At 68.5% G+C, this 26,367-nt stretch carries 28 protein-coding genes and 2 pseudogenes; 12 read left to right on the top strand and 18 right to left on the bottom strand.

Annotated elements, in window-relative coordinates:
• Window positions 1-78 precede the first annotated feature (78 nt).
• Both LI337_RS12165 and btuC read right to left on the bottom strand, forming a co-directional pair.
• On the bottom strand, window positions 79-1,440 hold the full coding sequence (locus LI337_RS12165) for a heme ABC transporter ATP-binding protein (RefSeq protein ID WP_227230110.1): 1,362 nt from the start codon (window positions 1,438-1,440) through the stop codon (window positions 79-81).
• The gene (gene btuC / locus LI337_RS12160) at window positions 1,437-2,456 is read right to left on the bottom strand and encodes a vitamin B12 ABC transporter permease BtuC (protein ID WP_227230109.1); all 1,020 of its coding nucleotides are present in this window, start codon (window positions 2,454-2,456) and stop codon (window positions 1,437-1,439) included. The genes LI337_RS12165 and btuC overlap by 4 nt, the downstream gene beginning before the upstream one ends.
• 61 nt (window positions 2,457-2,517) lie before the next feature.
• On the opposite strand from btuC, the gene LI337_RS12155 reads away from it, so the two are divergent.
• The 3 genes from LI337_RS12155 (at window position 2,518) to LI337_RS12145 (ending at window position 5,011) form a co-directional block, all read left to right on the top strand.
• Window positions 2,518-3,690 carry a PGF-CTERM-anchored ABC transporter substrate-binding protein gene (locus LI337_RS12155; protein WP_227230108.1) on the top strand — a complete coding sequence of 391 codons (1,173 nt, stop codon included), beginning with the start codon at window positions 2,518-2,520 and terminating at the stop codon, window positions 3,688-3,690.
• Window positions 3,691-4,019: 329 nt separating this feature from the next.
• Window positions 4,020-4,832: an imidazole glycerol phosphate synthase subunit HisF gene (gene hisF / locus LI337_RS12150; protein WP_227230107.1), complete on the top strand. Its 813-nt coding sequence runs from the start codon at window positions 4,020-4,022 to the stop codon at window positions 4,830-4,832.
• Between the two features lie 44 nt (window positions 4,833-4,876).
• Complete coding sequence (locus LI337_RS12145) at window positions 4,877-5,011, top strand: phage terminase large subunit family protein (RefSeq protein WP_227230106.1); 135 nt, start codon at window positions 4,877-4,879, stop codon at window positions 5,009-5,011.
• A 45-nt stretch (window positions 5,012-5,056) separates the two neighbouring features.
• Here the strand turns inward: LI337_RS12145 and LI337_RS12140 are convergent, their stop codons facing one another.
• Together LI337_RS12140 and LI337_RS12135 are read right to left on the bottom strand one after the other, a co-directional pair.
• Window positions 5,057-5,341 carry a DNA-directed RNA polymerase subunit L gene (locus LI337_RS12140; RefSeq protein ID WP_227230105.1) on the bottom strand — a complete coding sequence of 95 codons (285 nt, stop codon included), beginning with the start codon at window positions 5,339-5,341 and terminating at the stop codon, window positions 5,057-5,059.
• A gap of 114 nt (window positions 5,342-5,455) precedes the next feature.
• Window positions 5,456-6,316, bottom strand: a complete 861-nt coding sequence (locus tag LI337_RS12135) for a helix-turn-helix transcriptional regulator (protein WP_227230104.1) — start codon at window positions 6,314-6,316, stop codon at window positions 5,456-5,458.
• Between the two features lie 200 nt (window positions 6,317-6,516).
• Between LI337_RS12135 and LI337_RS12130 the strand changes: the two genes are divergently transcribed.
• The 3 genes from LI337_RS12130 (at window position 6,517) to LI337_RS12120 (ending at window position 12,334) form a co-directional block, all read left to right on the top strand.
• Window positions 6,517-11,565, top strand: a complete 5,049-nt coding sequence (locus LI337_RS12130) for a beta strand repeat-containing protein (RefSeq protein ID WP_227230103.1) — start codon at window positions 6,517-6,519, stop codon at window positions 11,563-11,565.
• Window positions 11,566-11,717: 152 nt separating this feature from the next.
• A complete protein-coding gene (locus LI337_RS12125; RefSeq protein ID WP_227230102.1) occupies window positions 11,718-11,894 on the top strand; it encodes a protein translocase SEC61 complex subunit gamma in 177 nt (58 codons plus the stop codon).
• 2 nt (window positions 11,895-11,896) lie between these two features.
• A complete protein-coding gene (locus tag LI337_RS12120) occupies window positions 11,897-12,334 on the top strand; it encodes a transcription elongation factor Spt5 (RefSeq protein WP_227230101.1) in 438 nt (145 codons plus the stop codon).
• A gap of 54 nt (window positions 12,335-12,388) precedes the next feature.
• On the opposite strand, the gene LI337_RS12115 is transcribed toward LI337_RS12120, so the two are convergent.
• Together LI337_RS12115 and LI337_RS12110 are read right to left on the bottom strand one after the other, a co-directional pair.
• Complete coding sequence (locus LI337_RS12115; protein WP_227230100.1) at window positions 12,389-13,168, bottom strand: PHP domain-containing protein; 780 nt, start codon at window positions 13,166-13,168, stop codon at window positions 12,389-12,391.
• A 90-nt stretch (window positions 13,169-13,258) separates the two neighbouring features.
• Window positions 13,259-14,830 (bottom strand): amidohydrolase, encoded by a 1,572-nt coding sequence (locus LI337_RS12110; RefSeq protein WP_227230099.1) that lies wholly within the window; start codon window positions 14,828-14,830, stop codon window positions 13,259-13,261.
• A 137-nt stretch (window positions 14,831-14,967) separates the two neighbouring features.
• Here LI337_RS12110 and hmgA point away from each other — a divergent pair, with 137 nt between their 5' ends.
• Together hmgA and LI337_RS19930 are read left to right on the top strand one after the other, a co-directional pair.
• Complete coding sequence (hmgA, locus tag LI337_RS12105) at window positions 14,968-16,203, top strand: hydroxymethylglutaryl-CoA reductase (NADPH) (RefSeq protein WP_227230098.1); 1,236 nt, start codon at window positions 14,968-14,970, stop codon at window positions 16,201-16,203.
• 293 nt (window positions 16,204-16,496) lie between these two features.
• The gene (locus LI337_RS19930; RefSeq protein WP_264475001.1) at window positions 16,497-16,628 is read left to right on the top strand and encodes a hypothetical protein; all 132 of its coding nucleotides are present in this window, start codon (window positions 16,497-16,499) and stop codon (window positions 16,626-16,628) included.
• Window positions 16,629-16,723: 95 nt separating this feature from the next.
• Here the strand turns inward: LI337_RS19930 and LI337_RS12100 are convergent, their stop codons facing one another.
• Window positions 16,724-17,251 (bottom strand): DUF5817 domain-containing protein, encoded by a 528-nt coding sequence (locus LI337_RS12100; protein ID WP_227230097.1) that lies wholly within the window; start codon window positions 17,249-17,251, stop codon window positions 16,724-16,726.
• A 168-nt stretch (window positions 17,252-17,419) separates the two neighbouring features.
• On the opposite strand from LI337_RS12100, the gene LI337_RS12095 reads away from it, so the two are divergent.
• Window positions 17,420-17,947, top strand: coding sequence for a hypothetical protein (locus LI337_RS12095; RefSeq protein WP_227230096.1), 528 nt, complete (start codon window positions 17,420-17,422; stop codon window positions 17,945-17,947).
• Between the two features lie 81 nt (window positions 17,948-18,028).
• Window positions 18,029-18,367, top strand: coding sequence for a cupin domain-containing protein (locus tag LI337_RS12090; protein ID WP_227230095.1), 339 nt, complete (start codon window positions 18,029-18,031; stop codon window positions 18,365-18,367).
• 180 nt (window positions 18,368-18,547) lie between these two features.
• Here LI337_RS12090 and LI337_RS12085 read toward each other — a convergent pair whose 3' ends face one another.
• From LI337_RS12085 to LI337_RS12035, 11 genes and pseudogenes are all read right to left on the bottom strand, one after another.
• The gene (locus LI337_RS12085; RefSeq protein WP_227230094.1) at window positions 18,548-18,754 is read right to left on the bottom strand and encodes a hypothetical protein; all 207 of its coding nucleotides are present in this window, start codon (window positions 18,752-18,754) and stop codon (window positions 18,548-18,550) included.
• Between the two features lie 182 nt (window positions 18,755-18,936).
• On the bottom strand, window positions 18,937-19,488 hold the full coding sequence (locus tag LI337_RS12080) for a diadenylate cyclase (RefSeq protein ID WP_227230093.1): 552 nt from the start codon (window positions 19,486-19,488) through the stop codon (window positions 18,937-18,939).
• Between the two features lie 132 nt (window positions 19,489-19,620).
• Window positions 19,621-20,880, bottom strand: a complete 1,260-nt coding sequence (icd, locus tag LI337_RS12075) for an isocitrate dehydrogenase (NADP(+)) (RefSeq protein WP_227230092.1) — start codon at window positions 20,878-20,880, stop codon at window positions 19,621-19,623.
• Window positions 20,881-20,972: 92 nt separating this feature from the next.
• Complete coding sequence (locus LI337_RS12070; protein ID WP_227230091.1) at window positions 20,973-21,464, bottom strand: GNAT family N-acetyltransferase; 492 nt, start codon at window positions 21,462-21,464, stop codon at window positions 20,973-20,975.
• Window positions 21,465-21,511: 47 nt separating this feature from the next.
• Complete coding sequence (locus LI337_RS12065; protein ID WP_227230895.1) at window positions 21,512-22,057, bottom strand: peroxiredoxin family protein; 546 nt, start codon at window positions 22,055-22,057, stop codon at window positions 21,512-21,514.
• Window positions 22,046-22,243, bottom strand: a pseudogene (gene samp2 / locus LI337_RS12060) (ubiquitin-like small modifier protein SAMP2); the annotation flags it as partial. The pseudogene samp2 and the gene LI337_RS12065, both read right to left, overlap by 12 nt.
• A 63-nt stretch (window positions 22,244-22,306) precedes the next feature.
• Window positions 22,307-22,666 carry a phosphoribosyl-ATP diphosphatase gene (hisE, locus tag LI337_RS12055; protein WP_227230090.1) on the bottom strand — a complete coding sequence of 120 codons (360 nt, stop codon included), beginning with the start codon at window positions 22,664-22,666 and terminating at the stop codon, window positions 22,307-22,309.
• Window positions 22,667-22,683: 17 nt separating this feature from the next.
• Window positions 22,684-23,130: a bifunctional nuclease family protein gene (locus tag LI337_RS12050; protein ID WP_227230089.1), complete on the bottom strand. Its 447-nt coding sequence runs from the start codon at window positions 23,128-23,130 to the stop codon at window positions 22,684-22,686.
• Window positions 23,131-23,211: 81 nt separating this feature from the next.
• On the bottom strand, window positions 23,212-23,790 hold the full coding sequence (gene pdxT, locus LI337_RS12045; RefSeq protein WP_227230088.1) for a pyridoxal 5'-phosphate synthase glutaminase subunit PdxT: 579 nt from the start codon (window positions 23,788-23,790) through the stop codon (window positions 23,212-23,214).
• A 45-nt stretch (window positions 23,791-23,835) separates the two neighbouring features.
• Window positions 23,836-24,000 (bottom strand): preprotein translocase subunit Sec61beta, encoded by a 165-nt coding sequence (locus tag LI337_RS12040; RefSeq protein WP_227230087.1) that lies wholly within the window; start codon window positions 23,998-24,000, stop codon window positions 23,836-23,838.
• A gap of 423 nt (window positions 24,001-24,423) precedes the next feature.
• Window positions 24,424-25,062: an adenylate kinase gene (locus LI337_RS12035; RefSeq protein WP_227230086.1), complete on the bottom strand. Its 639-nt coding sequence runs from the start codon at window positions 25,060-25,062 to the stop codon at window positions 24,424-24,426.
• A gap of 141 nt (window positions 25,063-25,203) precedes the next feature.
• Here LI337_RS12035 and LI337_RS12030 point away from each other — a divergent pair, with 141 nt between their 5' ends.
• Entirely contained in the window at window positions 25,204-25,668 is a 465-nt protein-coding gene (locus LI337_RS12030) for a DUF7975 family protein (protein WP_227230085.1), read from the top strand.
• A gap of 172 nt (window positions 25,669-25,840) precedes the next feature.
• Window positions 25,841-26,338 (top strand): annotated as a pseudogene (locus tag LI337_RS12025) (universal stress protein); the annotation flags it as partial.
• Between the last annotated feature and the right edge of the window lie 29 nt (window positions 26,339-26,367).

Below are 26,367 nucleotides of genomic sequence, written 5' to 3'. Positions count from 1 at the left end.
ACGCCGGATGTGAACGATCCGGGCCTGTCGGTCGTCGTGTTGAGACCCCGAACTCCAGACGCACAGCCCACCCGGCACTCAGTCGTCAGCGAACTCCGATAGCGACTCGTCGGACTCGGTGCCGTCCTCGCGGTCTGTTCGCGTCGCCCCCGTCTCTTGACCACCGCTGTCGACCGCCTCGGAGACCGCCCCCAGCAGGTCTCGAGAGCCGACGACCGTCCCGCGTTCTTTGAGGGCCTCGTAGATCCGCTGGCCGCGTTCGCCGGCGAAGTTCCGGTCCGAGAAAGGCCGGTCCTCGACGAGGACCACCCGGTCGCCACGCCGGGCGGCTTCGAGGTTGGCGAGGTTGCCGTCGCCGACCTCCACGTCGGCGACGACGACCGCGTCCGCCGCCTCGACCGCGTCGCCGACCGCCTCGCGAGCGCCGGCGTCGACCGGCGCGAAGGGGTCGACCGTGATCGGGTCGATACCGAGGTGGCGGGCGGTCTCGGTGTCCGAGTCGCCCTCGTTCAGCGCGCCGACCGTGACGCGGTAGCCCGCCGAGGAGAGCAGGTAGAGCACGCGGGCGGCGCTCCCGCCGCCGCCGATCACGTGGACGCTTCCCTCGGCGTCGCCGCGACTCGTCGGCAGGGCGGTGACGTACGTCGACCCCGTGACCGGGTGCCGGGTGACGAGTGCGTCGGCGTCGAAGGCCGTCGAGAGGCGGTCTTCCGTGAGGACGGACGCGGGGTCGCCGGTCGCCAAGAGGTCGCCGTCGCCGAGCAACCAGAGGTCGTCGCAGTAGTGGGCCGCGAGGTTCAGGTCGTGGATCGCGGCGACGACGGTCCGACCGTCAGCCACGAGGTCGCCGACGAGTTCGAGCGTCCGGATCTGGTGGCTGATGTCGAGGCTGGCGGTCGGTTCGTCGAGCAGAAGCAGTGGTGTGTCCTGTGCCAGCGCTCGTGCCAGGAGGACGCGCTGGCGCTCCCCGCCGCTGATCTCGGTGATCGACCGGTCGGCGAACTGCGCCACGTCGGTCCGGGCCATCGCCGACTCGACGATCTGCCTGTCCGCTCTCGTCCGCCGACCGAACCGCGAGATGTACGGTGTCCGGCCCATCGCCACCGTCTCGCGCACGTCGAAGTCGAACGAGAGGCTGGTGTCCTGCGGGACGCTGGCGACGAGTCGACTCGCGGCCTTCGAGGCGAGGTCGGCGACGACCCGTCCGTCGATCCGGACCTGCCCGGCGTCGGGCGTCAGCGCACCCGTGATGGCTCGCAGGAGCGTCGTCTTGCCCGCGCCGTTGGGACCGACGAGACCGACGAACTGGCCGCGGTCTGCCGAGGCGGTGACGCCCGTGAGGACCTCGTTGCCGCCGAGCGAGACCGTGAGATCCTCGACCGCGAGCAGTGGGTCGGCGCGGTCGGTCGCCTCCGTCGAGGGCCGAGGATCGCGGCTCACAGCGACCGGACCTCCCGACTCCGGAGCAGGTAGAGGAAGAAGGGCGCGCCGACGGCGGCGGTGACGATGCCGACCGGGAGTTCCGTGCCGGCCACGGCGGTCCGGGCGACCGTGTCGCTGACGACGAGGAAGACCGCTCCCGCCAGCGCGCTGGTCGGGAGGAGGATGCGATGGTCCGGGCCGACGAGCAGGCGCATCACGTGCGGGACGATCAGCCCGACGAAGCCGACCACGCCCGCGACAGCCACGGCGGCGGCGGTCATCAGCGAGGCGAGTGCGAGGAGGAGTCGCTTGCTTCGTTCGACTTCGATACCGAGGCCGTGGGCGTCCTCCTCGCCCAGGAGCAGGACGTTCAGGTCGCGGGCGTACACCGCGAGGACGACGACACACGGGACCGCGAGACCGGCGAGCCACACCTCCGACCAGGTGGCGTTCGCCAGCGACCCCATCAGCCAGTAGACGACCCGGCGCAGGCTCTCGCCGCTGTAGAGCAACATGACCGAGATGGCCGCCCCGAGGAAGGTCTGGACCGCGACACCGGCGAGAAGCAGGGTGGCGACCGGCGTCCGGCCGCCCTCGGTGGCGAGGAGGTAGACGCCGAAGGCCGTGACGAGCGCCCCGACGATGGCGGCGGCCTGGATACCGAGTGCGCCGGCGACCGACACCGGGAGGACGATCGCCGCGACCGCCCCCACTGCGGCCCCGGAGGAGACGCCGATGATCGAGGGGTCGGCCATCGGGTTGCGGAAGAACCCCTGCATGACGACGCCGGCCGAGGCGAGGGCGAGACCGACGGTCGCCGACAGCGCGATCCGGGGGAGCCGGATCGAGGCGACGATGACGCGGTGGGGTTCGGGGACGGTGAAGGCCAGCCCAGGGAGGTGCGAGAGCAGTGTCTTCGCCACCGTCGCGGGCGGGACCGCGACCGGGCCGAGGGCGGCACTGGCGAGGGTGACGACTGCGAGGAGGGCGAGCAGTCCGACCGAGTAGCCCCCGGCCCGCGTCGTGGTCCGCATCTCCCCTCAACTCTACTTGGGTTAGGTAAATATTTATTGGATTAGCGACTCGTCGCTGACGATGCGAACATCGACAGTGGTCGTCGCAGTCCTCGTGCTCCTCGCGGGCGTGGTCCCGGCCGGGATCGCCGGGGCGGCGGGGCCGGCGGCGAGTGATCTCGACGCGAGAGCCGTGCAGAGTAGTGCAGACACGCCGGGCGAACTGGACGGGGTGACGACGACCCAGCAGACGACCTGTGCGTTCCCGGTGACGGTGACGGACGCGACCGGGACGCAGGTCCGGATCGACGACCGCCCGGAGCGGATCGTCTCGCTGTCGCCGAGTGCGGCACAGACGCTGTGGGCGATCGAGGCCGAGTCGCAGGTCGTCGGCGTCACCCAGTTCGCGGCGTATCTCGACGGTGCAGAGGCGAAGACGAACATCTCCGGGGCGGGCCAGACCGCCATCTCGACGGAGAAGGTCGTCGGCACGACCCCCGATCTGGTGCTCGCGCCGAACGTCGTCCCCGACGAGACGGTCCAGGCGCTCCGTGACTCGGGGCTGACGGTCTACAAGGCCGAGTTCGCCGGGACGCTCGGCGCTGTCGTCGAGAAGACGCGACTCTACGGCCAACTGACCGGCAACTGTGAGTCGGCAGACGCGACCGCCGACCGGATGGAGTCGGAACTGGCGACGGTCGCAGCGGCGACCGAGGGCGAGGACCGCCCGCGCGTGCTCTACACGTTCTTCGGCTTCACGGCAGGCGAAGGGACGTTCGTGGACGAGATCATCACCACGGCGGGTGGGACGAACGTCGCCAGCGAGGCGAACATCACGGGCTACAAGCAGATCAGTCCGGAGACGGTCGTCGCGCAGGACCCCGAGTGGATCGTCCTGAACAGCGACGGCCCGCAGGTGCCACAGAACGACGCCTACAACAGCACGACCGCAGTGCAGGAGGGGAACGTCCTCGTCTTGAACGGGAACTACCTCAGCCAGCCAGCCCCGCGTGTGATCCAGCCGGTTCGGGCGCTGGCGAAGGCGCTCCATCCGGAGGCGTACGCGCAGGCGAACGCGACCGCGACGCCGACTGCGACACCGACCGCGAGTCCGACCCCGACCGCGACACCCGGCACGACGACACAGGCGGTGGACGACACGCCAGCGACGACGACGAGTGTCCCCGGCTTCGGGGTCCTCGTGGCGCTGGTGTCGATGCTTGGCGCTGGCCTGCTGGCCCGGCGAGCGTCCTGAACAGGCGGTACCGGGCGCTGGACGCTTCGGGAGTGTGGTCGTGCGTGGTTCTCGCTGTTGTCGTGATGCCGATCGGTGGTCTCCGAATTGCTGATTTCTGAACTCGACAGTGCGTAGCGACCGCCAGAGCACGGCGACTGTAACCGCGACTGCACAGCGACTGCAACCAGCACCGCGACCGCGACGCGTCGTAGCGCGAGGAACCGCACCCGCACCGCGACAGCGAGAACCGACTCACAGAGATGCAAGGAGGAAGCCCACGACTTCAGTCGTGGGTGACTGACAGACGAAACCGTGAAACCCACACCCGGCGAAGCACCCGGTAGCGAATGCTCACGAAGCGCATCATCCCCTGTATCGACGTGGACTTAGACGAGGACGGGAATCCGGCCGTCTACACCGGTGTCAACTTCGAGGACCTAAAGTACACCGGCGACCCGGTCGAGATGGCGAAGGCGTACAACGAGGCCGGCGCAGACGAGTTCGTCTTCCTCGACATCACCGCCTCCGCGGAGGGCCGAGCGACGATGCTCGACACCGTCTCCCGCGTCGCGGACGAGGTGTTCATCCCCCTGACCGTCGGCGGGGGCATCCGGACCCGCGAGGACATCAAGGAGACCCTGCGGGCGGGCGCAGACAAGGTGTCGATCAACACCGCCGCGCTCCAGAACCCCGACCTCGTGAACGAGGGCGCGCGGGCCTTCGGCTCGCAGTGTATCGTCATCTCGGTCGACGCCCGCCGGCGCTACGACGAGCAGGGCGAGTTCTACGCCGAGGTCGACGGCGAGTCCTGCTGGTTCGAGTGTACGATCAAGGGTGGCCGGGAGGGGACCGACATCGACGTAGTCGAGTGGGCACGCGAGGCCGAGTCCCGTGGGGCGGGCGAACTGTTCGTCAACTCCATCGACGCCGACGGGACGAAAGACGGCTACGACATTCCCCTCACTTCGGCGGTCTGTGACAACGTCTCGACGCCGGTCATCGCCTCCTCGGGGTGTGGCGGTCCCGAGGACATGTACGAGGTGTTCACCGAGGCCGGTGCCGACGCCGGGCTCGCGGCCTCTATCTTCCACTTCGACGAGTACTCGATCCAGGACGTGAAGCAGTACCTCGACGAACGCGGCGTGCCGGTGCGACTCTGATCTCGCGAGGTGACGTTTTGGCCGTCGAGCGCGTACTCGCCGGTATGCCACGCTGTCCACACTGCGATCACACCGAGCGACTGGACAGGTTCACCTACTCGGCGGTGTCCGGCGAACACGACGTCGACGGAGAATTTCTGGTCTGTCCGAACTGCGATGCGATTCTCGGTTCGGCCTGACGCGGGGTCGCGGTCGAGCGGTCGCGCGGCCTCAGGCGTGTCGCGTCACGCGGCGGCGTCGAACGCCTCGCGGAAGGCGTCGGTCGTCTCGCGGATGTTGCCGGCGGCGTCGGCCAGCACGTCGAGTGGGTCGTAGCCCGACTCGGTCTTGATCGACAGGATCGGTTCGGTCTGGCCACCGGACTGCTCGGGGTTCAGGTCGTAGGTCGCCGCGACGACGCCCTCGGTCTCCAGCAGGGTCCCCTTCAGCACGTTCATGAAGGTGTGGTCCTCGCCCGCGATCTCGATCCGGAGTTCCTCGTCGGTCTTCTCGATGACCCGCAGTTCCATGCCGACGACTTCTGTCGTGGCGCGTTTCAACGTTTCGTATCCGGGCGTGTCTCGCTGACCGGCGAGGCGACCCGAGTCGGTCGCCACCACTCACGACTCGCCGCTCGCCACCACTCACGACTCGTCGGCCGACGCCGACTCGTCGCTGGTAGACTCCCCACCGTCGGCCTCGATGGACACGAGACCTGGCTCCGTGTCGTTCGGGCCGTAGAACACCGTCCCCGCCGACACGTAGTCGTCGTACACGTCGAGTGCCCACGCCCGCGCCTCGGGGTCGTCGGTGTCGGCGAAGGCGCGGAGCATCCCCGTCTCGGGGTCGTAGCCGCCGAGTGCCACCCGGTCGTCGAAGATCGCCAGCCCACACGGGAGGTCGTCGTGGGTCCGGAGCGTCAGTTCGCCGCTCTCGACCGCCCGCGCCACGTCGTCGGGGTACGCCTCCACGATGCTCGTGACCACCGACGGGAGGTACACCACGTCGGTCGTCATCCCCGCGAGAATCTCCGCGCGGATCGCGTCCACGTAGATCGGCGCGATCGAGGTCGTGTCGATCCCCCGGAGCGAGCCACTCTCCCGGAGACAGCCGACGAATCGCTCCACCGGGGCGTAGGGGTTGCCGGGTTGTTGGGTCGTCAGTCGGGCGTCCGAAAAGGCGCGCACCGGCACGTCGAAGGTCGTCGGCAGACAGTCGAGCAGTGGTTGGAGTCGTTCGGCGGCCGTGATCGTCTCGCGGTACTCGTCTACGGCGCGGGCGGTCGTGTGACCGAAGCCGGTCAGTTCGTAACCGTCGTCGTCTCTGACGAGCAGACCGTCGTCTTCGAGTGCGCTGACGATCCGGTGGACCGTCGTCCGGGAGACGCCCAACCGGTCTTGTAACTCGTGGCGTGCCAGTGGCCCGTCCCGCAGTGCCGACAGCGACTCGGCCCGTTTCAGCGCCGACAGCGGCAACTTCGGCCGATCACTCCCTTCGCCCACCATCGCACTGAGAGAACGGACCTGCCTGTAAAAGTGTTACTGCCGTTGCACACCGTTCCAGAAAGTGGACCACGTCCCGCCGACTGGAACTCGTCACGCTACGTAGGTATAACCCGGCACCCGCGACAGTAGCTGCAATGACACGAGCGAGTTCGCCGTCGCGGAGACGGCGCCGGACCCATTCGACCGGGAGGCGACTGAGCGTGGTTCTCGTGACCGCACTCGTCGTCCTGAGCGTCGTCGCCCCGAGCGTCGTCGCGATCCCGGCCTTCCAGACCGCCGGCAACGACGGCGTGACACCTGCGGCGACCACCACGATCACCGGGTGTACCGTCGTCGACCAACCGGGCGTCTACGAACTTAGCGGGCCGATCACGACCGCGAGCGGCCCCTGTATCGAGATCACGAGCAGTGACGTGGTCTTCGACGGGGGCTTCCACGCTATCGACACCGGCGGCGCGTCGGTGTTCGATGCCGGTGTGGCAGTCACCGACGGCCTGACGAACGTCACGCTCCGGAACCTCGACGTGCGCGGCGACTGGCGGCGGGGTGTACTCGTCGGGAGTGCCACCGGCGTCGTCGTCGAAGACAGTCTGTTCGTCGGGAACGAAGACGGGCTCCGCGCCTCCGGCACCGACGGCTTCGTCGTCAGGAACGTCACCGCCCGCGACGGCGACCAGGGCCTCTCGCTGGCGTCCGTCTCGAACACGGTCGTCACCGGGAGTACCGCGACGGACAACGCTCGTGACGGCTTCAGCGTGAACGCGGGCGGGGCGAACGTCACCGTCTCTGCGAACACCGTCACCGGGAACGCACTCGTCGGTGGGGACGCGATGCGTCTCTCCGGAGCGGGGCTGACGGTCGAGGACAACTCCGTCTCGACCAACGGTCGCGGGCTGTTCCTCAGCAACGCAGACGACGCGCAGGTCCGGACCAACACGCTGACCGACAACGGCGAGTTCAACCTCTGGCTCGACGGCGAGCGCGTGACGGCCGCCGAGAACACGCTCTCGGGCGCGGACGACGGCCTCGTCGTCAACAGCGACGACAGCCTGATCGAGAGCAACACGATCAGCGACGCCCGGATCGGCGTCTTCGTCCGGCGGTTCGCGGACGTGAACACGATCCGGACGAACGTCGTGCGCGACAACACCGAGTACGGCATCGGGATGGGCGACGGCACCGAGGGCCACACCGTCTACGACAACCGGTTCGAGAACGGCGTCAACGTCGCCTTCGAGGGGACGCCGGGCGCGAACGACTGGAACGTCACCCCCGCCGCCGGGACGAACGTCCTCGGCGGCGGCACCATCTCGGGGAACGCGTGGCTCACCCCGGCCGGCACCGGCTACAGCCAACTGTTCGCCGACGACGACGGCGACGGACTCGTGGACGCGCCGAACCGACTGGCGACCGACAACGCCGACGCGGGCGCGCTCTCGACCGGCACCACCTTCGCCGAGCGCGGGACGCCCATCGACGGTCAGACGGTCATCACCTCGCCGGGCTACTACTACCTGAATCGGAGTTTCGCCGACGTGTCGGCGACTCCCTTCGTCACCGTCGAGTCCGACGACGTGGTGATCGACGGCGCGGGTCGCCGACTCGACGGCACCGGGTCGGGGACCGCCATTCTCGTGGACGACGGCACCGGCGTCACCAACGTCACGGTCCGGAGCCTCTCGGCGACCGACTGGCGGACCGCAGTCGAGACGGTCGGCGGGGCCGACCTGACGGTCGCACGGAGCGAGTTCGTCGACAACGACCTGCGCGGGGTCTACACCGACGGCACCGACTCGGTGGCGATCACCGAGACGGTCGCCCGCAACAACGGGCAGTACGGTCTCTGGATCGACGACTCGTCGGACAGTCTCGTCGCCGACGTGCGCGCGACGGCGAACGGCGCGGCCTTCAGCGCGAACGGCGTCCAGATCGGCGGCGCGGACCCCGCCGTGAACCTCACCGTGCGGGACAGCGTCTTCGCGCAGAACGACGGAATCGGACTGTTCGTCGGCAGGAACACCGACGACGCGAGCCTCACCGGTCTCTCGGCGTTCGGCAACGGCCAGACCGGCATCGCCAGCGACGCGAGCAACGCGACGATCACCGACAACACGGTGCGGACGAACCCGACCGGACTGGACGTCGGCGGCCAGGATACGGTCGTCCAGCGCGTGGACGCGGCCGGATCGAGCATCACCCTGCGACCGGGAGTCGGCGTCACCACCTTCTCGGGCATGGAACTCCGCGACAGCACGGCCGAGTCGGTCACGCTCGACTCGCTGGTGGGCGGCATCGTCGCAGACAACGAGATCACCGGGAGTGAGGCGACCGCGCTCACGGCGTTCGATCTCGACGGGACGCAGATTCTCCGGAACCGCGTGACGGACAGCGACAACGGGCTGTATCTCGTCACCGCGACCGACGTGGTCGTCGCCGACAACGTGGTACAGGACACCGAGTTGTACGGCATCCTCCTGTTGTCGAGTACGGGGCCGTCGGTCGGCAACGCCTTCTCGAACAACACGGTCCAGCGCGGGACCTTCGGCATCTACCTCTGGACCGACGAGTCGAACGGCGTCCCGGCCGACTGGGACTACGTGAAGGGGACGACCCTGACCGACAACACGGTGCGGGACACGTCGAACGCGGGCGTTCTGCTCGCGTCGGTCCGGCACACGACGATGCGGGACAACACGATGACGAACACGAGTCAGGGGCTGGCCCTGCGCGAGATCGGCTACCCCGGTCGGTTCGACATCACGCCCGCTCGTGGAACGAGTGACTTCGGGAGCAACTCGGCGGACAGAACCGACGTGCGCCACTACCTCCACGACATCGACACCTCGAACACGATCGACGGCCGCCCGATCGTCTACCGGACCAACGAGACCGGGACGAGTGTGACGGCAGTCGACGATCCGGCGTTCGTCGCCTACGTGGCGAGTTCGAACGTCGAAGTCCGGGGCGTCTCGCCGGCGAACGGGAGCCACGGGGTCCTGCTGGCCGGGACGACCGACGCGGTGGTCGAAGACGTGACTGCCACCGGCGTCGGCCGCGGTGTCGGCGTCACCGTCGGCTCCGACCGCGCGACGATCCGGAACGTGACGGTCTCCTCGGTCGAGGTCGCCGAAGGGATCGGCGCGGGGATCGGCGTCTTCGTCGGCAACAGCGTCGATGCAGTGATCGACGGCGTGTCGGTCTCCGGCGTCCAGACACGGGGCAGTGGCGTCGGCTTCTGGTACGGCGCGAACCGGGGGACCGTCTCCGGGGCGGCCCTGACCGGCGCGGAACACAACGTCGAGATCAGACTCACAGACGACGTAGAGATCAGAGACAGCACCCTCACGGCGAGTACCGCGAACGGCGCGGGCGTGCTGAACGCGCAAGCGAACGGGACCGTGATCGCGGACAACCAGTTCGCAGACGACACGCGCGGTGTGGACGTGGCACAGTTCAGCCGGGACCTCCGGATCGTCCGGAACACGTTCCTCCGAACCGACACGACCGCCGTCGACGTGACGGCCGGCAGTCGCCTCGACTCGAACGTCACCGTGGCGGCCAACGACATCGTCGCGGCGGGCGACGAGGGGATCAGGATCGACCGGACCGCGAACGCGACGGTTCGGAACAACCGACTGGACGGCGGCGGGATCGTCCTCGCGCCCGCGACGAACACGACCGTCGCGGACAACGTGATCGAGAACGCGGAGACCGGCCTGACGGTCGACATCCTCCGGAGCGCGGGCACCTACGACTCGAACGGGAACGTCCTCGCGAACAACACGATCCGGGACGCGAACCGGACCGGGATCGCCTTCCGGTCGAACTCCGGTGACACGCCGTACGACACCCTCGTCGTGAACACGACGATCGAACGCTCGGGCGTGGACAGTTTCACCCCCGGCAGCGGGATCGAGATGGAAGGCGTCGCCGGCAACGAGATCCGGGACACCGTGATCCGGGACACGCTCGGCTACGGTGTCTACCTCCTGCAGGACACGCGGGACAACACCCTGACGAACGTCACCGTCGAGAACGCGACGCTGGCGGACTTCCTGACCGAGTTCGACGCGGCGAACAACGACGTGGATCGGCTCAACTTGGCGAACGAGACCGTCTCGTTCACCGCGCGGAACGTCCTCGTCAACTCCTCTGTTGCGACGCGCGCCCCGCCGAGCGGACAGGGTTCGCTCGGTCCCGCGATCAACGTGTCGCCGGTCAACCGGTCGTTCGACGAGACAGCGCGGCTGAACCTGACGGTGTTCTACGAGGACGCCGACGCGACCGGCCTGGACGAGTCGACGCTCCGGGTGTACCGCGACACCGGGAGCGCGTGGGTGCAGGTGCCGGAGAACAACGCGGTCGACACGTCGGCGAACACGGTGACGGCGAACGTCAGCGCCGGCGGCATCCTCGCCGTCTTCGGCCAGACGGACGGGACGACGCCGACGCCAACGCCAACGCCGACACCGACACCGACACCAACGCCGACGCCGACGCCGACACCAACGCCGACACCGACACCAACGCCGACCCCGACACCGACACCAACGCCGACGCCGACACCAACGCCGACGCCGACGGAGACACCGACGCCGACACCGACGCCAACTGAAACGCCAACACCGACGCCGACGCCAAGCCCAACACCGACCGAGACGCCGACCGCCACGCCGACCGAGACGCCGACCGCCACGCCGACCGAGACGCCGACCGAAGCACCCGGCGGCGGAGGCGGCGGCGGTGGCTCCCGGACGCCGGTCGGCACACCGGACATCAGCGTCAGTCTCGACAGTCCGGCAGACGGCGCGACGTTCGTCGTCGGCGAGACGGTGACGGTCACCGGGACGCTGACCAACGCGGGCGACGGCGGCGGCACTGTCGACGTGTCGCTGACGCTCGACGGGACCGAGATCGGCGGGACCGACTACTTCCTGCCGCGCAACAGCAGTCGGGTCGTCGGCTACACCACCACGATCACGACGCCGGGCACCTACGAACTGGCGCTGAACGGCGACACGATCACGGTGACGGTCGACCCGGTCGGCGGGACGACCACCGCGACCGGGACGCCGACTGCCGGCGGCACGACGACCGCCGGTGGAAACGGCGGCGGGACGGCGACCGCCTCGGCCACGCCGACCGGGACGCCCGGGTCGACGCAGACCACGACGCCCGGATTCGGCGTACTGGTGCCGATCCTCGCCCTGTTGGCGCTCGCGGTGCTGGCACTTCGCCGGGAGCAGTGACGCGTCTCGACCGACGCGTCAGGTGCGTCGCCCCGACCGTCACACCCTTCGACCGGACGCAGTACACGCTTCGACCGGGCCGGAGTTCGGCCCGCCGGTCGTTCGTCCGTTCCAATAGATAGAAAAAGCCCGACCGACTACCGTCAGACAACATGGACGTCAAGTACGACCTCACGAGCTACGTGCGGGTGTTGAAGCTGGCCAGCACCCCGTCGTGGGAGGAGTTCTCCCAGATCGCCAAGATCGCCGGCGCGGGCATCTTCCTCGTCGGGCTGATGGGCTTTCTCATCTTCGCGGTGATGGCAATACTCCCGCTCGGAGGCGTCTGACCGTGCCGATCTTCGCCGTCAAGACGACCGCGAGCCAGGAGCGCACGGTCGCGGAGATGCTGGCGAACAAGGAGGCCGAGGAGATCCACGCGGTCCTCGCGCCGGACTCGCTGACCAGCTACGTGATGGTGGAGGCCGACGACTCGGCCGTCCTCGAGCGCCTGCTGGACGAGATTCCCCACGCCCGCAGTATCGTCCCCGGCACCTCCGGCTACGCCGAGGTGGAGCACTTCCTCTCGCCGACGCCGGACGTGGAGGGCATCGCGGAGGGCGACATCGTGGAACTGATCGCCGGGCCGTTCAAAGGCGAGAAGGCCCGCGTCCAGCGCATCGACGAGGGCAAAGACCAGGTGACGGTCGAACTGTACGAGGCGACGGTCCCGATTCCGGTGACGGTGCGTGGCGACCAGATTCGCGTGCTCGACTCCGACGAGCGGTAATCTCCCCTCGGTCTCTCTGTCTGCGGCCGCCCGTTCTCTGACTCTCGTCCCGACTCACGTCACGACGTCGACCGGTTCGACGCCCACCTCGTCGAGTCGCTCGGTCAGCGCCGCCAGCCGCGGTTCGACGACCTCCGGAGAGTGGGAGTCGGTCCCGACCGTCACGGACACCCCGCGGTCGAGCAGGGCGTCGAGGAACGCGGGCGTCGGGTGGAACTCGCCGTAGTCGTCCAGCGCGCGCCCGGCGTTCACCTCCGGAATCGTCCGCGAGTCGGCGAAGGCGTCCGCGACACGCTCGTAGTCCTCGTCGGTCGCCAGCCCTCGAAGCGCGGGATTGCGCTCGATCAGGTCCGGGTGGGCCGCGATCTCGAACAACTCCGAGTCGATCAGGGCGACGAGTTTGTCGAAGTAGGTCGCTACCACGTCTCGGCGCTCGGCCTCCGACTTCCGGCCGAAGTACGACTCGAAGTGGACGTTCACGTCCTCGACGTGGTGGACGCTCCCGATGGCGTAGTCGAAGTCGGCAGTCTCCAGAAACGCCGCGATTCGGTTCTCGTCCTGCGGTTCGTAGTCCATCTCCACCCCGTCGAAGATGTGGAGGTCGAAGCGGTCGCGGTAGGCCTCGATCCCACGGCGGCGACGCTCGTAGGTCGTATCGAGGTTGAACCCGAACTGGGCTTTCATCTCCTGCATCGACTCGCGCTCCGCGACGTTGCAGTGGTCCGTGACCCCGATGCCGGCGAGACCGGCCGACTCCGCCGCGGCGAGCATCCGGAAGAGCAGGTCGCCGTCCGAGTACGTCGAGTGGGTGTGGTAGTCGTAGTCGAGAGACACGTGTGAACGGAGGGACGGCCCGGAGTAGTAGCTGTCGGGCGCGTGGGTCGGTGTGTCGTGGGAGGTCGATACAGCGGCCGTCTCCGGAAGTCAGCGACCGTCGTACACCACGTCGCCGTCGACCAGCGTCAGCGCCACGTCGATGTCCCGGATCGCGTCCGACTGCTCCCACGGCGAGTCGTCCAGAACCACCAGGTCGGCCAGTTTCCCGACTTCGACCGTGCCCAGTCGGTCCTCGTCGAAGCCGGCGTAGGCGGCCCCGCGAGTGTACGCCCGGAGCGCCTCGGTCACGCCGAGTCGCTGGGCCGCGGCGGGCGCGTTCACCGCGTGGTGGACACCGAGCAGTGGGTCGAGCGGCATGCAGTCGCTCCCGAACGCGAGGTGCACTCCAGCAGCCAGCAGGTCGGCGTAGCGGTTCGTCTCGGTCCGGCGGTCGCCGAGGCGGGACTCGTACAGCCCACCCTCGCCGGCCCACTTCAGGAAGTTCGGCTGGACCGACGCGATCACGCCCGAGTCGGCGAATCGCTCGATCGCCTCGTCGCTGGTCAGTTCTGCGTGTTCGACGCGGTGGCGGGCCGCCCCCGGATCGTCGCAGGTCTCGTAGGCGTCCAGCACCGCGTCGACCGCCTCGTCGCCGATTGCGTGGGCGGTGAACTGGAGGCCGGCGTCGTCAGCCCGCGTGACGAGAGCCTGTAACTCGTCGGGCGCGACGACCCACGAGCCAGTGGCTGTCCCGCCGTCCTCCGCGTCGCCGTCCTCCTCTCCCTCCTCTGCGTCGGCGTACGGCTCGGACAGCTTCGCGGTCCGGCCGCCGAAACTCCCGTCGGTGTAGCTCTTGACCGCGCCGACCCGCACGAACTCACTCCCGTGGTTCGTGCGCTCACGGAGGTCCAGCAGGGCGTCGAGGTGGTCGCTCCAGTAGTTGAGCCGCACCCGCAGGGAGAGGTCGCCGTCGGCGGCCAGATCCCGGTAGACGCCGGGGGCGTGCGACTGCCGGACCATGTCGTGGACGCCGACGACGCCGCGTTCGTTGGCGTAGGCCTGTGCCGATTCGAGGAGGTCGCGGGTCTCCGTGGGACCGGGTTCGATGGCCGCATAGAGGGGATCGACCGCTTCCTCGACGACGACGCCGGTCGGTCCCTCCGCGTCGCGGTGGACGTCGTCGTCGGGCATCTCGTCGAGCAAGCGATCCAGTGCGACGCTGTTCAGCGAGGCGACGTGCATGTCCTCGCGCACCGCCGCGACTGGCTGTGCGCCGGTCACGGCGTCCAGATCGTTCCGGGTCAGGTAACGCGACTCGTCCCACGTGCTCTCGTCGTAGCCGAAGCCGAGGACCCACTCGTCCTCGGCGACCTCGGCGGCGCGGTCCCGCAGCAGTTCGATGGCGTCGCCCGGCGAGTCGGCCGTCGAGAGGTCGGCGTGGACCAGCGACCGGCCGAGCGTCGTCATGTGGGTGTGTGCGTCGGTGAACCCCGGCAGGCAGACGCGGCCCGCGAGGTCGACCACCTCGGTCTCGACGCCGACGAGGAAGTCGATCTCGTCGCTGTCGGCGAGGCGGACGATCCGGCCGTCCCGGACCGCGACCGCCTCGTAGGTCTCGTCGGGGTCGCCGAGCGTGTGGACCTCGCCGTTCGTCAGGACGAGGTCGGCAGGTGCCGTCATACCGGATGGCCGACCGCGAGGAGCAAAACCGTTCGGGCGGCGGCGACCCTCGGCGGGGCCGGGTGCCGACTGCCGGCGGAGCGTCCCGCAGACTCGGAATCGGTAACGGTTAGGGTCGACGCCCGGTAGCGTCGGGCATGAGCGACGACGCCACCGACACGCCGGACGCCGAGACGCTCGCGGACCGGGTCCGCGAGGGCGACCTGCGTTTCCACGAACTCGAAGCCCACGCCGACCTCGACACCGCCGCCGAGGCACGCCGACTGCTCGTCGAAGCACAGTCGGGTGCCGACCTCGACGCGGTCGGTCACTACACGTTCCCCGACGAGGACGTGGTCGACTCGGCCATCGAGAACTTCGTCGGGACGACCCAGATTCCGCTGGGTGTCGTCGGCCCGGTCTCGGTCGACGGCGGCGCGGTCTCCGGCGAACAGTACCTCCCGCTGGCGACGACCGAGGGCGCACTGCTCGCCTCCGTGAACCGGGGCTGTTCCGTCTTGGATCGCTCTGGCGGCGCGGAAGCCCGCGTCACGAAGTCGGGGATGACACGCGCGCCGGTCTTCCGCGTCGGAGGAGTCGCCGAGGCCGAGGCACTCGTCGGGTGGGTCCGGGACAACGAGGACGCACTGGCGGAGGCCGCCGAGTCCACGACGAGCCACGGCGAACTGCTGGACGTGACACCCTACGTCGTCGGCGACTCGGTCTTCCTGCGATTCCGCTACGACACGAAGGACGCGATGGGGATGAACATGGCCACCATCGCCACCAGTGAGGCCTGCGACCTGATCGAGGCCGAGACCGACGCGAGTCTCGTCGCCGTCTCGGGCAACCTCTGTACCGACAAGAAGCCCGCCGGCATCAACGCGACCGAGGGGCGGGGCCGGAGCGTCACGGCCGACGTGACGATTCCCCGAGAAGTCGTCGAGGAGCGCCTGCACACGACGCCGGAGGCCATCGCTGAGATCAACACCCGGAAGAACCTCGTCGGGTCGGCGAAGGCGGCGAGTCTCGGCTTCAACGCCCACGTGGCGAACGTCGTCGCGGCGATGTTCCTCGCCTGCGGCCAGGACGCCGCGCAGGTCGTCGAGGGGGCGAACGCCATCACGACCGCGAGCGTCCGGGACGGCGACCTCTACTGCTCGGTGTCGCTCGCCAGCCTCGAAGTCGGGACGGTCGGCGGCGGGACGAAACTGCCGACCCAGTCCGAGGCACTCGATGTGCTGGGCGTTCGCGGGGGCGGCGACCCGGCCGGGAGTAACGCGGACGCGCTCGCGGAACTGATCGCGGTCGGCGCGCTGGCCGGCGAACTCAACCTGCTCGCGGCGCTCGGCTCTCGGCACCTGTCGAGTGCGCACGCCGAACACGGCCGCTGAGGCCGGTCGGCTCCACTCGGCGATCGGACGCAGTGTAGTGACCCGCGAGCGTCCGTCTGCGGGGTACGACCCGGGAACCACCACTCGGAGAACCGCCCTGCGCCGGGCACTACTACTCGGAGAACCGCCCTGCGCCGGGAACCACCACTCGGAGAACCGCCCTGCGCCGGGTACCACCGGGCCGCCCCTCGGTTTCAGTTCCACTACGGCAGGCGAGCGTTTACTTTCACAGTCGACGTAGCTGGAACCGCTGCCGTGGGTACACCGGCGGCAGCAGTCGTCCCCACGACCCCATGAGTGACACCCCTCGCCACGAGGAGCCACTGGACGACACCGAGACCTACCAGTGGCTCCAGTTGTTGAAACTCCTGCTGACCATCGCCGTCGCGGGCCTGACGTGTCTCGAACTGCTCGGCGTCCTGTGACGGCGGGACAGCAGTGTCACACGCGACCCGGACGACCCCTCGGGCGGACTCCGACGCGACCTGACGATCAGCGTAGGCAGATCAGCGCAGGCCGATCAGAGCAGACGGTACCGACCGCGCGATTCGGAGACCTCGCCGCGCCGCGTCAGTTTGTCGAGCAAGTCCCGCGCACGCTCGGCCGGGACGCCCCGCGCCTCGGCGTAGTCGACCACCGCGGACTCGGTCGGATGGTCCTGTTCTCGGAGCGCCTCGCGGACCACCTCGTCGCGGGACTGTGACCCGCCGGACTGCGTACTCCCCTCGCCGGCCCGCCTGACCTCGTCGGCGTCGAGACCGGAGCCGTCGAGGTACTCGTCGTCCGAGACGCCGCTGTCGTCGAGGTGCCACTCCATCTCGGCGACGGAGTCCAGATCCGCGAAGGCGTCGCCCGCGTCCTGTTTGTCCGCCAGCAGTGCCGACCGGGCCTGCCGGGCCTCGTCTCTGTCCGGCGACTCGAAGAAGCGCCGGAGTTTGCTCGTCTGGTGGCGCTTGCCACAGCGGGAACACTGCGCGCTGTCGGCCTCGGCGGGGTCCGCGAGGAGCCAGAGGTTGCTACAGTCGGTACAGCCGACGACCGCGTACATACCTCGAGGTTGCGTGCTCTCGGGTTTGAACCTGACGACGGCTGGCGGTTCGATCCGACGCTCGCGTGCGATCTGCGCGAACAGTCCCGGATCGGACGTGTCGGCCGACCGAGAGGCGGATTCGAAGGGACGTAACTTTTTGAGGCAGGCCGAGCGAGTTGTCGATCCATGATCCCCTCCGCCGACATCGCCGCCATCGCCGACGAGCGAACGCCGGCGTGTGAGAGCCACTGGCCGGTCGTGCCTGCGGGGCTCGCACTCGTGGCCGGCCTCGCGCTGGTGGCGTATCTGCTGGCGGTCGTCGCCCCCGCGCCGGGCACGCTCGTCGCACTCGGACTCCTCGTCGCGTTCGGCGGCGTGGGCCTGTTCGCTGCGCTCCGGGAGCGTCGGCGGGTCGTCTTCGGTGCCGGTGTCGCCGCTGCGGTGGCGGTGACGCTGGCGGGCCTCGCGCCTGCCGGCTGGACCGTGGCGCTGTTGCTCCTGTTGTCTGCGGCGCTGTTGCCGCCGGTCGACTCCGAGGGGAACGACCCGGCGCGGTTCGTCGTCGCGGTGTTTCTGCTCGCGTCGCTGGCCGCGATTCTCCTCCTGTCGTACCGCTCTGCGGGGTCGTACCGGTCGGCGATCGGCGCGCTGCTCGTGGTGCTGCTCGGCGGGGCAATGCTGTCGGTGTCGGGGGCGCTGACGCCCCACCAGTAGTCGGCGTCGTCGGGTCTGGCGTGGCGCGTGACGACTGGCCGGCGGGCGTAGCTTTATCGGGGAGTCCGACGCGAATCCGGTATGGAGCGCGTGTCACTCTCGGAACCGGAGACGGTCGAGGCGGTCGAGGGCGTCTACCTGACGCAACTGGCGGTCGGCGAGTCGATGAGCGTCCAGCACTTCCACATCGAACCGGATGCGACGGTGCCGGAACACAGCCACCACCACGAGCAGTCGGGCTGGATCTACGACGGTGCGCTGGCCTTCACCGTGGAGGGCGAGGAGGTCGTCGTCAGCGACGGCGACTCCTACGTGATTCCGGGCGACGAACCGCACTCGGCGGTCAACCGCGGCGACGAGGCGGTGAAGGGTGTCGACATCTTCTCGCCGCCGCGACGGAATCCCGACTGGCAGGAGTGAGTCGGCGGTAGCGGCGTCGTCACCGACGAGTTGCGAGCGTCGGAACTACCGGGCGCTGTCGAACGCCTCGGCGACTGACGAGAACGCCGTGCAAGAGACAGAGCGTGTAGTCAGCAAGGTCGATGACATCGACTCACGAGACACTGGACGGGTCGTCAGACCAGAGGTGTACGTTGGCAGCTATCGATACCATACGTACAGTACGCTGGCCAACAGAAACACGCCGACAGTGAGTAGTACTCCACCCACCAGCATCGACTCACCAACAATCGTCACGCCGATCACTGTCGACGCAACTCCTGCCACCACGAACAACAATCCCCAGACGAAATCGGGGATGAACTCGACTACGATATCAAAAACTCCCTCGAATATCTCGGCTATCACGGTCTCAAGTCGTAACGTGTTCGACGAGTCATATGAGTCTGGCTCTACACCGGGCGCTGTGAGTCACTGACCGACTTGCGCACTGTCTCCAGCACGACCGAAGAAACCTCTCGGACGCAGAGGGTTTCGAGTGCAAACTGCGCCGAACAGGTCCCCGAGTCGAGACTGGCAGATCGGACGATTCAGGGTCGCCAGCGGCCGCCGATCCGGTCGCGCGGGTAGTCCTGATACGTCCCGTCGATGAACGTCGTCACGCGGCCGTCCTCCTCGCTCAGCGTGACGGCCCAGAGGACGCCCTCGCGAGTGGACGTCTCGAGTGCGCTCAGGTGTTTCGTCCCCATCCAGTCGGGGTAGTCGAGCTCCTCGGCACTCGCCAGTTCGGTCGTCGCGGGGCTGCGAACCCGGACCATCTGTTCTTGAATCGTCCCGTCGCCGGTGACGACGACCGCCCCGTCACAGTCGAAGGCGACGTCCCCCGCGACTCTGGTGAAGTCCTCGGCGTCGTCGGTGACGACCCGGCAGCGTTCGACCGGCCAGCGGTTGGCTCCCAGTGGGTCGGTGTACTCGCCGAAGTCCAGATCGGCGACCACGAGGAAGTAGAGGCTCGGCCCGCTGACGTGCGGTTCGTCCCACCGGTCGAACCCCAGGCTCAGCGACTCGGCGGTGTACCGAATCTGATCCATCAGTTCTTGACTGGTCGCGTACCGTTCCAGCACCCGGTCGATGTCCGTCATCCTCGGAGACCGTAGGGTGGGAATCCGGTTAAGTGCTCGCCGAGACCTCGCCCGCTGGCTCGCGGGTGCCGTGGTGAGACTCGAAGGGAGAGAAAGAGAGAGGAGAGAGCGCGTCGTGTCCGAGAAACTGGCTTACGCCAGTTTTTCGATGTTCTCGACGACGGCGTCGGCGAACTCGCTGGTGGCGACCTTCGTGCCGCCCTCGATCTGTCGGTGGAGGTCGTAGGTGACGGTGCCCGAGGAGATGGTCTCCTCGACGGCGTCACGGACCAACTGGCCGGCGTCCTTCCAGCCGAGGTACTCGAACATGATGCGGCCCGAGAGGATCATCGCGGTCGGGTTGACCTTGTCCTCGCCGGCGTACTTCGGCGCGGAGCCGTGGACCGGCTCTGCGAGACAGCGACCGTCGCCGAAGTTGCCACCGGGGGCGATGCCGAGGCCGCCGATCTGCGCGCCGGCGGCGTCGGACATGTAGTCCCCGTTGAGGTTCATCGTGGCGATCACGTCGTAGTCGCCCGTCCGGGTCAGCAGTTGCTGGAGCATGTTGTCCGCGATGCGGTCCTTGACGACGATCTTGTCCTCGGGGGCCTCGCCGTCGTACTCCTCCCACAGTTCGTCCTCGGTGATGCACTCGTCGTACTCCTCCTCGGCGACCTCGTAGCCCCAGTCGCGGAAGGCACCCTCGGTGAACTTCATGATGTTGCCCTTGTGGACGAGGGTGACCGACGGCCGGTCGTTCTCGATGGCGTAGTCGATGGCCTGCCGGACGAGTCGCTTCGTGCCGAACTCCGTGATCGGCTTGATGCCGATGCCGATGGGGCCGTCGTGCATGACCTCGTCGTAGCCCATCTCGTCTTCGACGAACGCCTTCACTTCCTGCACGTCGTCGGTGCCGGCCTCCCACTCGATGCCGGCGTAGACGTCCTCGGTGTTCTCACGGAACGTGACCATGTCCATCTCGGAGGGGTCCTTGACCGGCGAGGGGACGCCGTCGAGGTGGTAGGTCGGCCGGACGTTCGCGTAGAGGTCGAGTTTCTGGCGGAGCGCGACGTTCAGACTGCGGAAGCCGGCACCGACCGGCGTCGTCAGCGGCCCCTTGATAGCGACGCGGAACTCGCGGATGGCGTCGACCGTGTCGCTCGGGAGGTTCTCGTCGTACTTCTCGCGGGCGCTCGCACCGGCGTAGAGGCGCATCCACGAGATAGAGCGACCGGTGGCCTCGGCGGCGGCGTCGAGTACCTTCTGTGCGGCCGGTCCGACGTCGGTTCCGATCCCGTCACCGTGGATGATCGGCACGATGGGGTCGTCCGGCACGTCGAGTTCGCCCGTCTCCTCGTCGGCAAGCGTGATCTTCGAGCCCTCTGCAGGGACCTCGACCTTGTCGTAGCTCATGAACGTTCTTCGGTTTCCGTACCGCCCTAAAATGCCTGCCGTTATCCGTCAGCCTCGCCATCGCCAGACTGCGCGGGGGTCGTGTGGCCCGATCACACACGAGCGACGAGGCGACACCCGGGCGACCGGCCATCCGACGCCGGGTCGTCGACCGTCTCGATCCGGCAGTCCAGCGACTCGTAGAACGGCCGGACCGACGCGGCGAAGTCGGCGGTCAGGTCGCCCACGACCGACTCGCGGGCGGCCCGTAGGAGGGCGGTCCCGAGTCCCTGCCCGCGTCGAGAGCGCCCGACAGCGATGGCTTCGACGTGCTCGTCGTCGGGGTCGTCACGTCCACCGGTATCGTCACCGGCGACAGAGCCCGCGAACACCTCGGCGACCCACGCCGGACGCTCTCCGAGGACGACCGCACCGACGACCCGGCCGTCGGCGTCGGCGACGAGCACCGATCCCGGTTCGGTCTCGGCGATCCGGCGGCCGATCGTCTCGGCGTCGGCGTCGAGCAAGCCGGCGTCGAGGACGCGCATCACGCCCACGAGGTCGTCGTCGGTCGCCGGGCGGATGTCGGGGTGATCGGGAGTCATGGATCGGACTGTCGGCGGGTCACGGTGTGGGCCGTCGGCGCGTCACGTCACACCTCGCGGAGGTCGTCGAGTTCCGCGAGCAGATCCTCGACCTCGGGGCGGTCGAACGTGGACTTGCTCCGGTAGCTGTAGGCGATTTCGGGGCGGTCGCCACGCAGATCGAGGAGGACGACCTCCGGCATCCGGCCGAAGAAGTCCGAGAGTTTCCCGAGGGGGCCGAACCGCACTGGCTGGTCGTACTGGTCGCCGACCGCCGCGTCCGGGTCGGCCAGCAGTGGGTACGGGAGGTCGTACTGCTGCTGCCACTCGCGGGTCTGTTCGACTGACTCCGGGAGGACCGACGCGATCTCGGCCCCACGGTCGCGGAACTCGTCGTATCGGTCGGCGAGCGTCTGGACCTGCGCCCGGCAGTTCGTGCAGTAGTAGTCGCGCTGGAAGAACAGCACGAGGAAGTCCGCCGTCACGTCCGCGAGGCGGAAGGGGTCCGGGCCGGGGCCGACGTTCGGGAGTTCGAAGGCGAGTCGGCCGCCGTCGGTGGTGGCGGCGGACTCCTCGTGGTCGTCCGAGGCCGCCGATCCGTCACCGCCTTTGATCAGTCGCAACACCTGCACCTCCCCGGTCTCGACCGGTTGGTCCTCCGGGACCGGCGAGCCATCCACGAGGACCGACACCTCGTGGGGGCTACAGTCGACCGCGCGCAGGAGGTCGGCGTACGTCGCGTCGTCGCCGACCGTCACCTCGTGGGTCGTCTCGCCGACGACCTCCACGGACACGTCCATACAGGCGGGTGGCGAGCGCGACGCTTGGCGGTTTCGGCTTCGCGGGGGCGGCGGCGAGACGACTCAGCCGAACCGCTCGGCCAGTTCCGCGCGCAGGTCGTCGAGTTCGAGGTCCTTCATCGCCAGGAGCACGAGCAGGTGGTAGACGAAGTCGGCGCTCTCGTGGAGGAGTTCGTCGGGATCGTCGTCCTTCGCCGCGAGCACGATCTCGGTCGACTCCTCGCCGAGTTTCTCCAAGACGCGGTTCTCGCCCTTCTCGTGGGTGAACAGCGAGGTCGTGTAGGAGTCCTCGGGGAGGTCGGTCTTCCGGGACTCGATGACGGCGAACAACTCGTCGAGTATCTCCTCGTGGTCGCGGTCGAGTGGAGTCTCCTCGTGGTCGTGAGCCGGTGCAGTCTCGTCGGCTGGAGTCTCGTCTGTCATTGTCTGGTCGTGTGCTGTCAGCCGAGTACCTCGCGCAACTCCGAGAGGCCGTCGAACTCGGTCCGGCGTTCACTGCCCTCCGCGAACACCGTCTCCGTCACCTCCACGGGCGACCCGGTGCGGGCCGCGAGCGCCAGCGCGTCGCTCGGCCGTGCGTCGAGAACCGTCGAGCCACGCGGCGTGGCGACGTGCAGGTCCGCGATGTACGTCGAGTCGTCGAGGTCGCTGACGACGACGCGTTCGACGCGGCCGCCGAGTTCCTCCACGGCGTCCAGCAGGAGGTCGTGCGTGCCGGGGCGCTCGCCCGGCGGGTCGTCGATCCCCCGGACGATGGCGATTGCCTCCTCGAAGCCGACGAAGATGGGCAGGACGGCGCTCCCGCCCCCGTCGACCGCGAGCAGGACGACCGGCGTCGGGCCGTCGGGCGTCCCTGCGACCCGGACCGCGTCTATCGTTGCGTGCATACACTGTGCTCGCAGGCCACCGGCAAAAGGCTGTGTTTCGGGCGAGGCGACGCCGGCGACTGCTGTGTCTCACGGCACCACTCAGTCGTCGAAGAAGGCCACTCGGTGGACGCGCGTGTCGGGGGTGAGTTCCGGGTGGAACGCGGTGCCGACGACCGGCCCCTGTCGGACGGCGACCGGGCGGCCGTCCCACTCGGCCAGTACCTCGGCCGCACCCGCGTCGGCGATGGCCGGCGCGCGGATGAAGACGGCGGGGAATGGATCGTCGAGGCCGTCGACCGGGAGGCGCGCCTCGAAGCTGTCCTTCTGTCGGCCGAAGGCGTTTCTGTCTACGGTCACGTCCAGCAGGCCGAGTGGCTCGACGCGGTCGTCGCGCGCGTCGGCGCTGGCGACGATCAGGCCGGCGCAGGTCGCGAGCACGGGTTTCCCGGCGGCGACGTGGTCGCGTATCTCGGGGGCGATCCCCTCGCCGTGGAGGTGTCGGGAGATGGTCGTCGACTCCCCGCCCGGCATGAGGAGCACGTCACAGTCGGGGACGAGTCCGGACGTTCGGATCTCGACGATCTCGGTCTCGCGGTCGTGTTCGGCACCGGCCCGGCGGATGGCCTCGGCGTGTTCGGTCACGTCGCCCTGGACGGCGACGACTCCGGCGGTCAGCATCGGCTGTCAGTCGGGGGTCGGTAGACAAAAGGCGCGCGGTCCCAGTCAGATCGCGACGAGGTTCAGGACGATGACGAGGACGCCGAAGAGGACGCCGAACGCGACGACTGTCTTGGGATCGACTCGGATCGCGTTGCGGTCCTCGGCGTCGAAGTAGCGGACGAGTCCGGCACTGGACATCAGCCCGCCACTGTTCTGGCCACTGCTCATACCTGGTACTCGTGGCGACGACCGCCTAAACGTTTCGACTCTGTGTTCACGCGGGACGAGAGAGCAGTGTCGGCGGCGTGTGGCCTGTTACGCTGGGACTGTGCCGGATCTCACCCGGGAAACTGTGACCACCGGAACCCGCACTGGACGCGATCTGCTGGCGACCCGACCCGAGCAGTGTCCGAGCGACAGCGAGGGTCTGCGCGCAGTCCGCGTCGCCAGCAGTCGGGGAGGGGTGGGGAGTACTGCGACTGCCGGGTTCCAGACCGACAGACGACTGTCCGGATAACCACCAGTGACGGCGTGATGGGCCGCAGACTCCATCGGGTGGGACTCTCACCTGTCCGTCGTCTGCAACCGATCGACGTACACCACACTCACCACACCGTCCCGAAGAGAACTGCCACCGACGCGCCGACCGATCTACTCGTCGCTCGCGTCCGCGACGACCGAGGTCACCCGCTCGAAGACCTCGTCCGGCGTCCCCTCGCCGTCGACCTCGACGAGCACTCCTTCGTCGCGGTAGTGCTCGACGACCGGCGCGGTGTTCTCCTCGTAGACGCGCAGGCGCTCTTTCACGGTCTCCTCGGTGTCGTCCTCGCGCTGGTAGAGGTCGCCACCACACTCGTCACAGACGCCCTCTGTCTCTGGCCGATCGAACTCCACGTGGTAGTTCGCGCCGCAGTCCGCACAGACGCGGCGACCGGTGAGTCGGTCGACCAGTTCCGACTCGCTCACCGCGAAGTACAGCACGGCGTCGAGGTCCGTGATCTCCGAGAGGTACTCGGCTTGATCGAGGTTCCGAGGGTAGCCGTCGAGGACGTAGCCGTCGGCCGACTGGAGGGCCTCCTTGACGATCTCGTTCACCAGTCCGTCCGGGACCAGTTCGCCCGCGTCCATGTACTCGGCGGGGGTGCCGTACTCCGTCTCCATGTGTTTGTTCGCCCGGAGCGCGTCACCCGTCGTGACGTGTTCCAGACCGAACTCGTCTGCGAGTCGCTTGCTCTGTGTGCCTTTGCCTGCGCCCGGCGGGCCGAGCAGGAGTACGTGCGGTTCGGACATACCCGTCGGTTCGACGACCCACCCTAAACAGGTGACGCTTCCGGCCCGTCTCGCGGGCAGGGGTCCCCGCCCGTCACCGCCGGGGCGACGGTGCCACCGGGACACCGCCGACTTTTCACCGCCCCGGCCGAACCGACGCCCATGACCCGATTCGACGCCAGCGACCCGACCGGCCGACAGAAGCTGTTCGCCGACGCCGTCACCGCCCACCGGGAGCGCGGGAGCGCCTTTCTCACCGTCGAGGCCGAGTTGACCGACGCGGAGCAGGCGCGGGCGGACGACCTGGCCGACGAGGCGGCGGACGAAGCGGACCCGAGCGACGCCGGAGACGACACGACACCGCCGCAGGTGCCGTGGGTCCAGTTCGCCGAGCAGACGGTCAACCTCGACTGCACCGACGCCGAACTGGACCGCTTGAAGAACTTACTCGCGGCGTTCCCCGAGTTCCGCATCGACCAGTTGGAGACGCCCGAGGAGGCCGAGGGGACGAACGTCCGGATCACCGCCCGCGCCGACGCGAACCGGCTTGCCGGCTTCGTCGAACGGGTCTTTCTGACGGTCTACGAGCGACCCGACGACTACCGGGCGTGGGTCGTCCAACTCTGACCGGCGAGAGTGACGAGTTCCCACGGTGGAGGGCCGGTAGTCGAACGAATTAAGACGACTGGACCGGACTACGGTGATATGCAACCGACCTGCGACAGTGTCTGCTCTCGCACGTCTCGACGGCGACAGACCACGCGACTCGCGTCCGCCGTCCCGACGACACCAGCGGGGGGTGACGACGGTGGGTGAGTCGCTGCTCTCGCGGCCACTCCTCCCGGTCGCCAACGAGGACGACGCCGCTGCGACCTGCCGGGCCGTCTTTCCGCGACTCGCGGAGAACGGGGGCCGGGCGCTCATGCTCCACGTCATCGAGAAGGCGGGCGGCGCACCGGACAAGGCCTCCGTCGAACAGCGCGAGGAACTCGCACAGGAGTTCTTCGAGGAGGCTCGCGAGTACGCCGAGTCGTACGGCATCGAGATCGAGACACGGCTGGCCTACGGCACCGACGTCGCCGAGACGATCATCGACGTCGCTCACGAAGAAGACGCCAGCGCGGTCGTCTTCACGCCCCGTGGCGGGAGTCGCTGGGTGAACCTCATCACCGGCGACGTGAGCTACGAACTCGTCGAACACAGCGACCTCCCGGTCGTCGTCCTCCCGGACGTCGACGAAGAGGAGTCCGAACCGGTCGTCGGCCGTGACGACGACGACACGGCGAGTGACGATGCCGACGACGCGACCGGTGACGACGCCGATAA

This window comes from Salinirubrum litoreum, from assembly GCF_020567425.1.
Taxonomy (GTDB): Archaea; Halobacteriota; Halobacteria; order Halobacteriales; family Haloferacaceae; genus Salinirubrum; species Salinirubrum litoreum.
The sequence above is the reverse complement of the archived record's forward strand: the minus strand, read 5'-3'. Positions and strand labels throughout refer to the sequence as shown.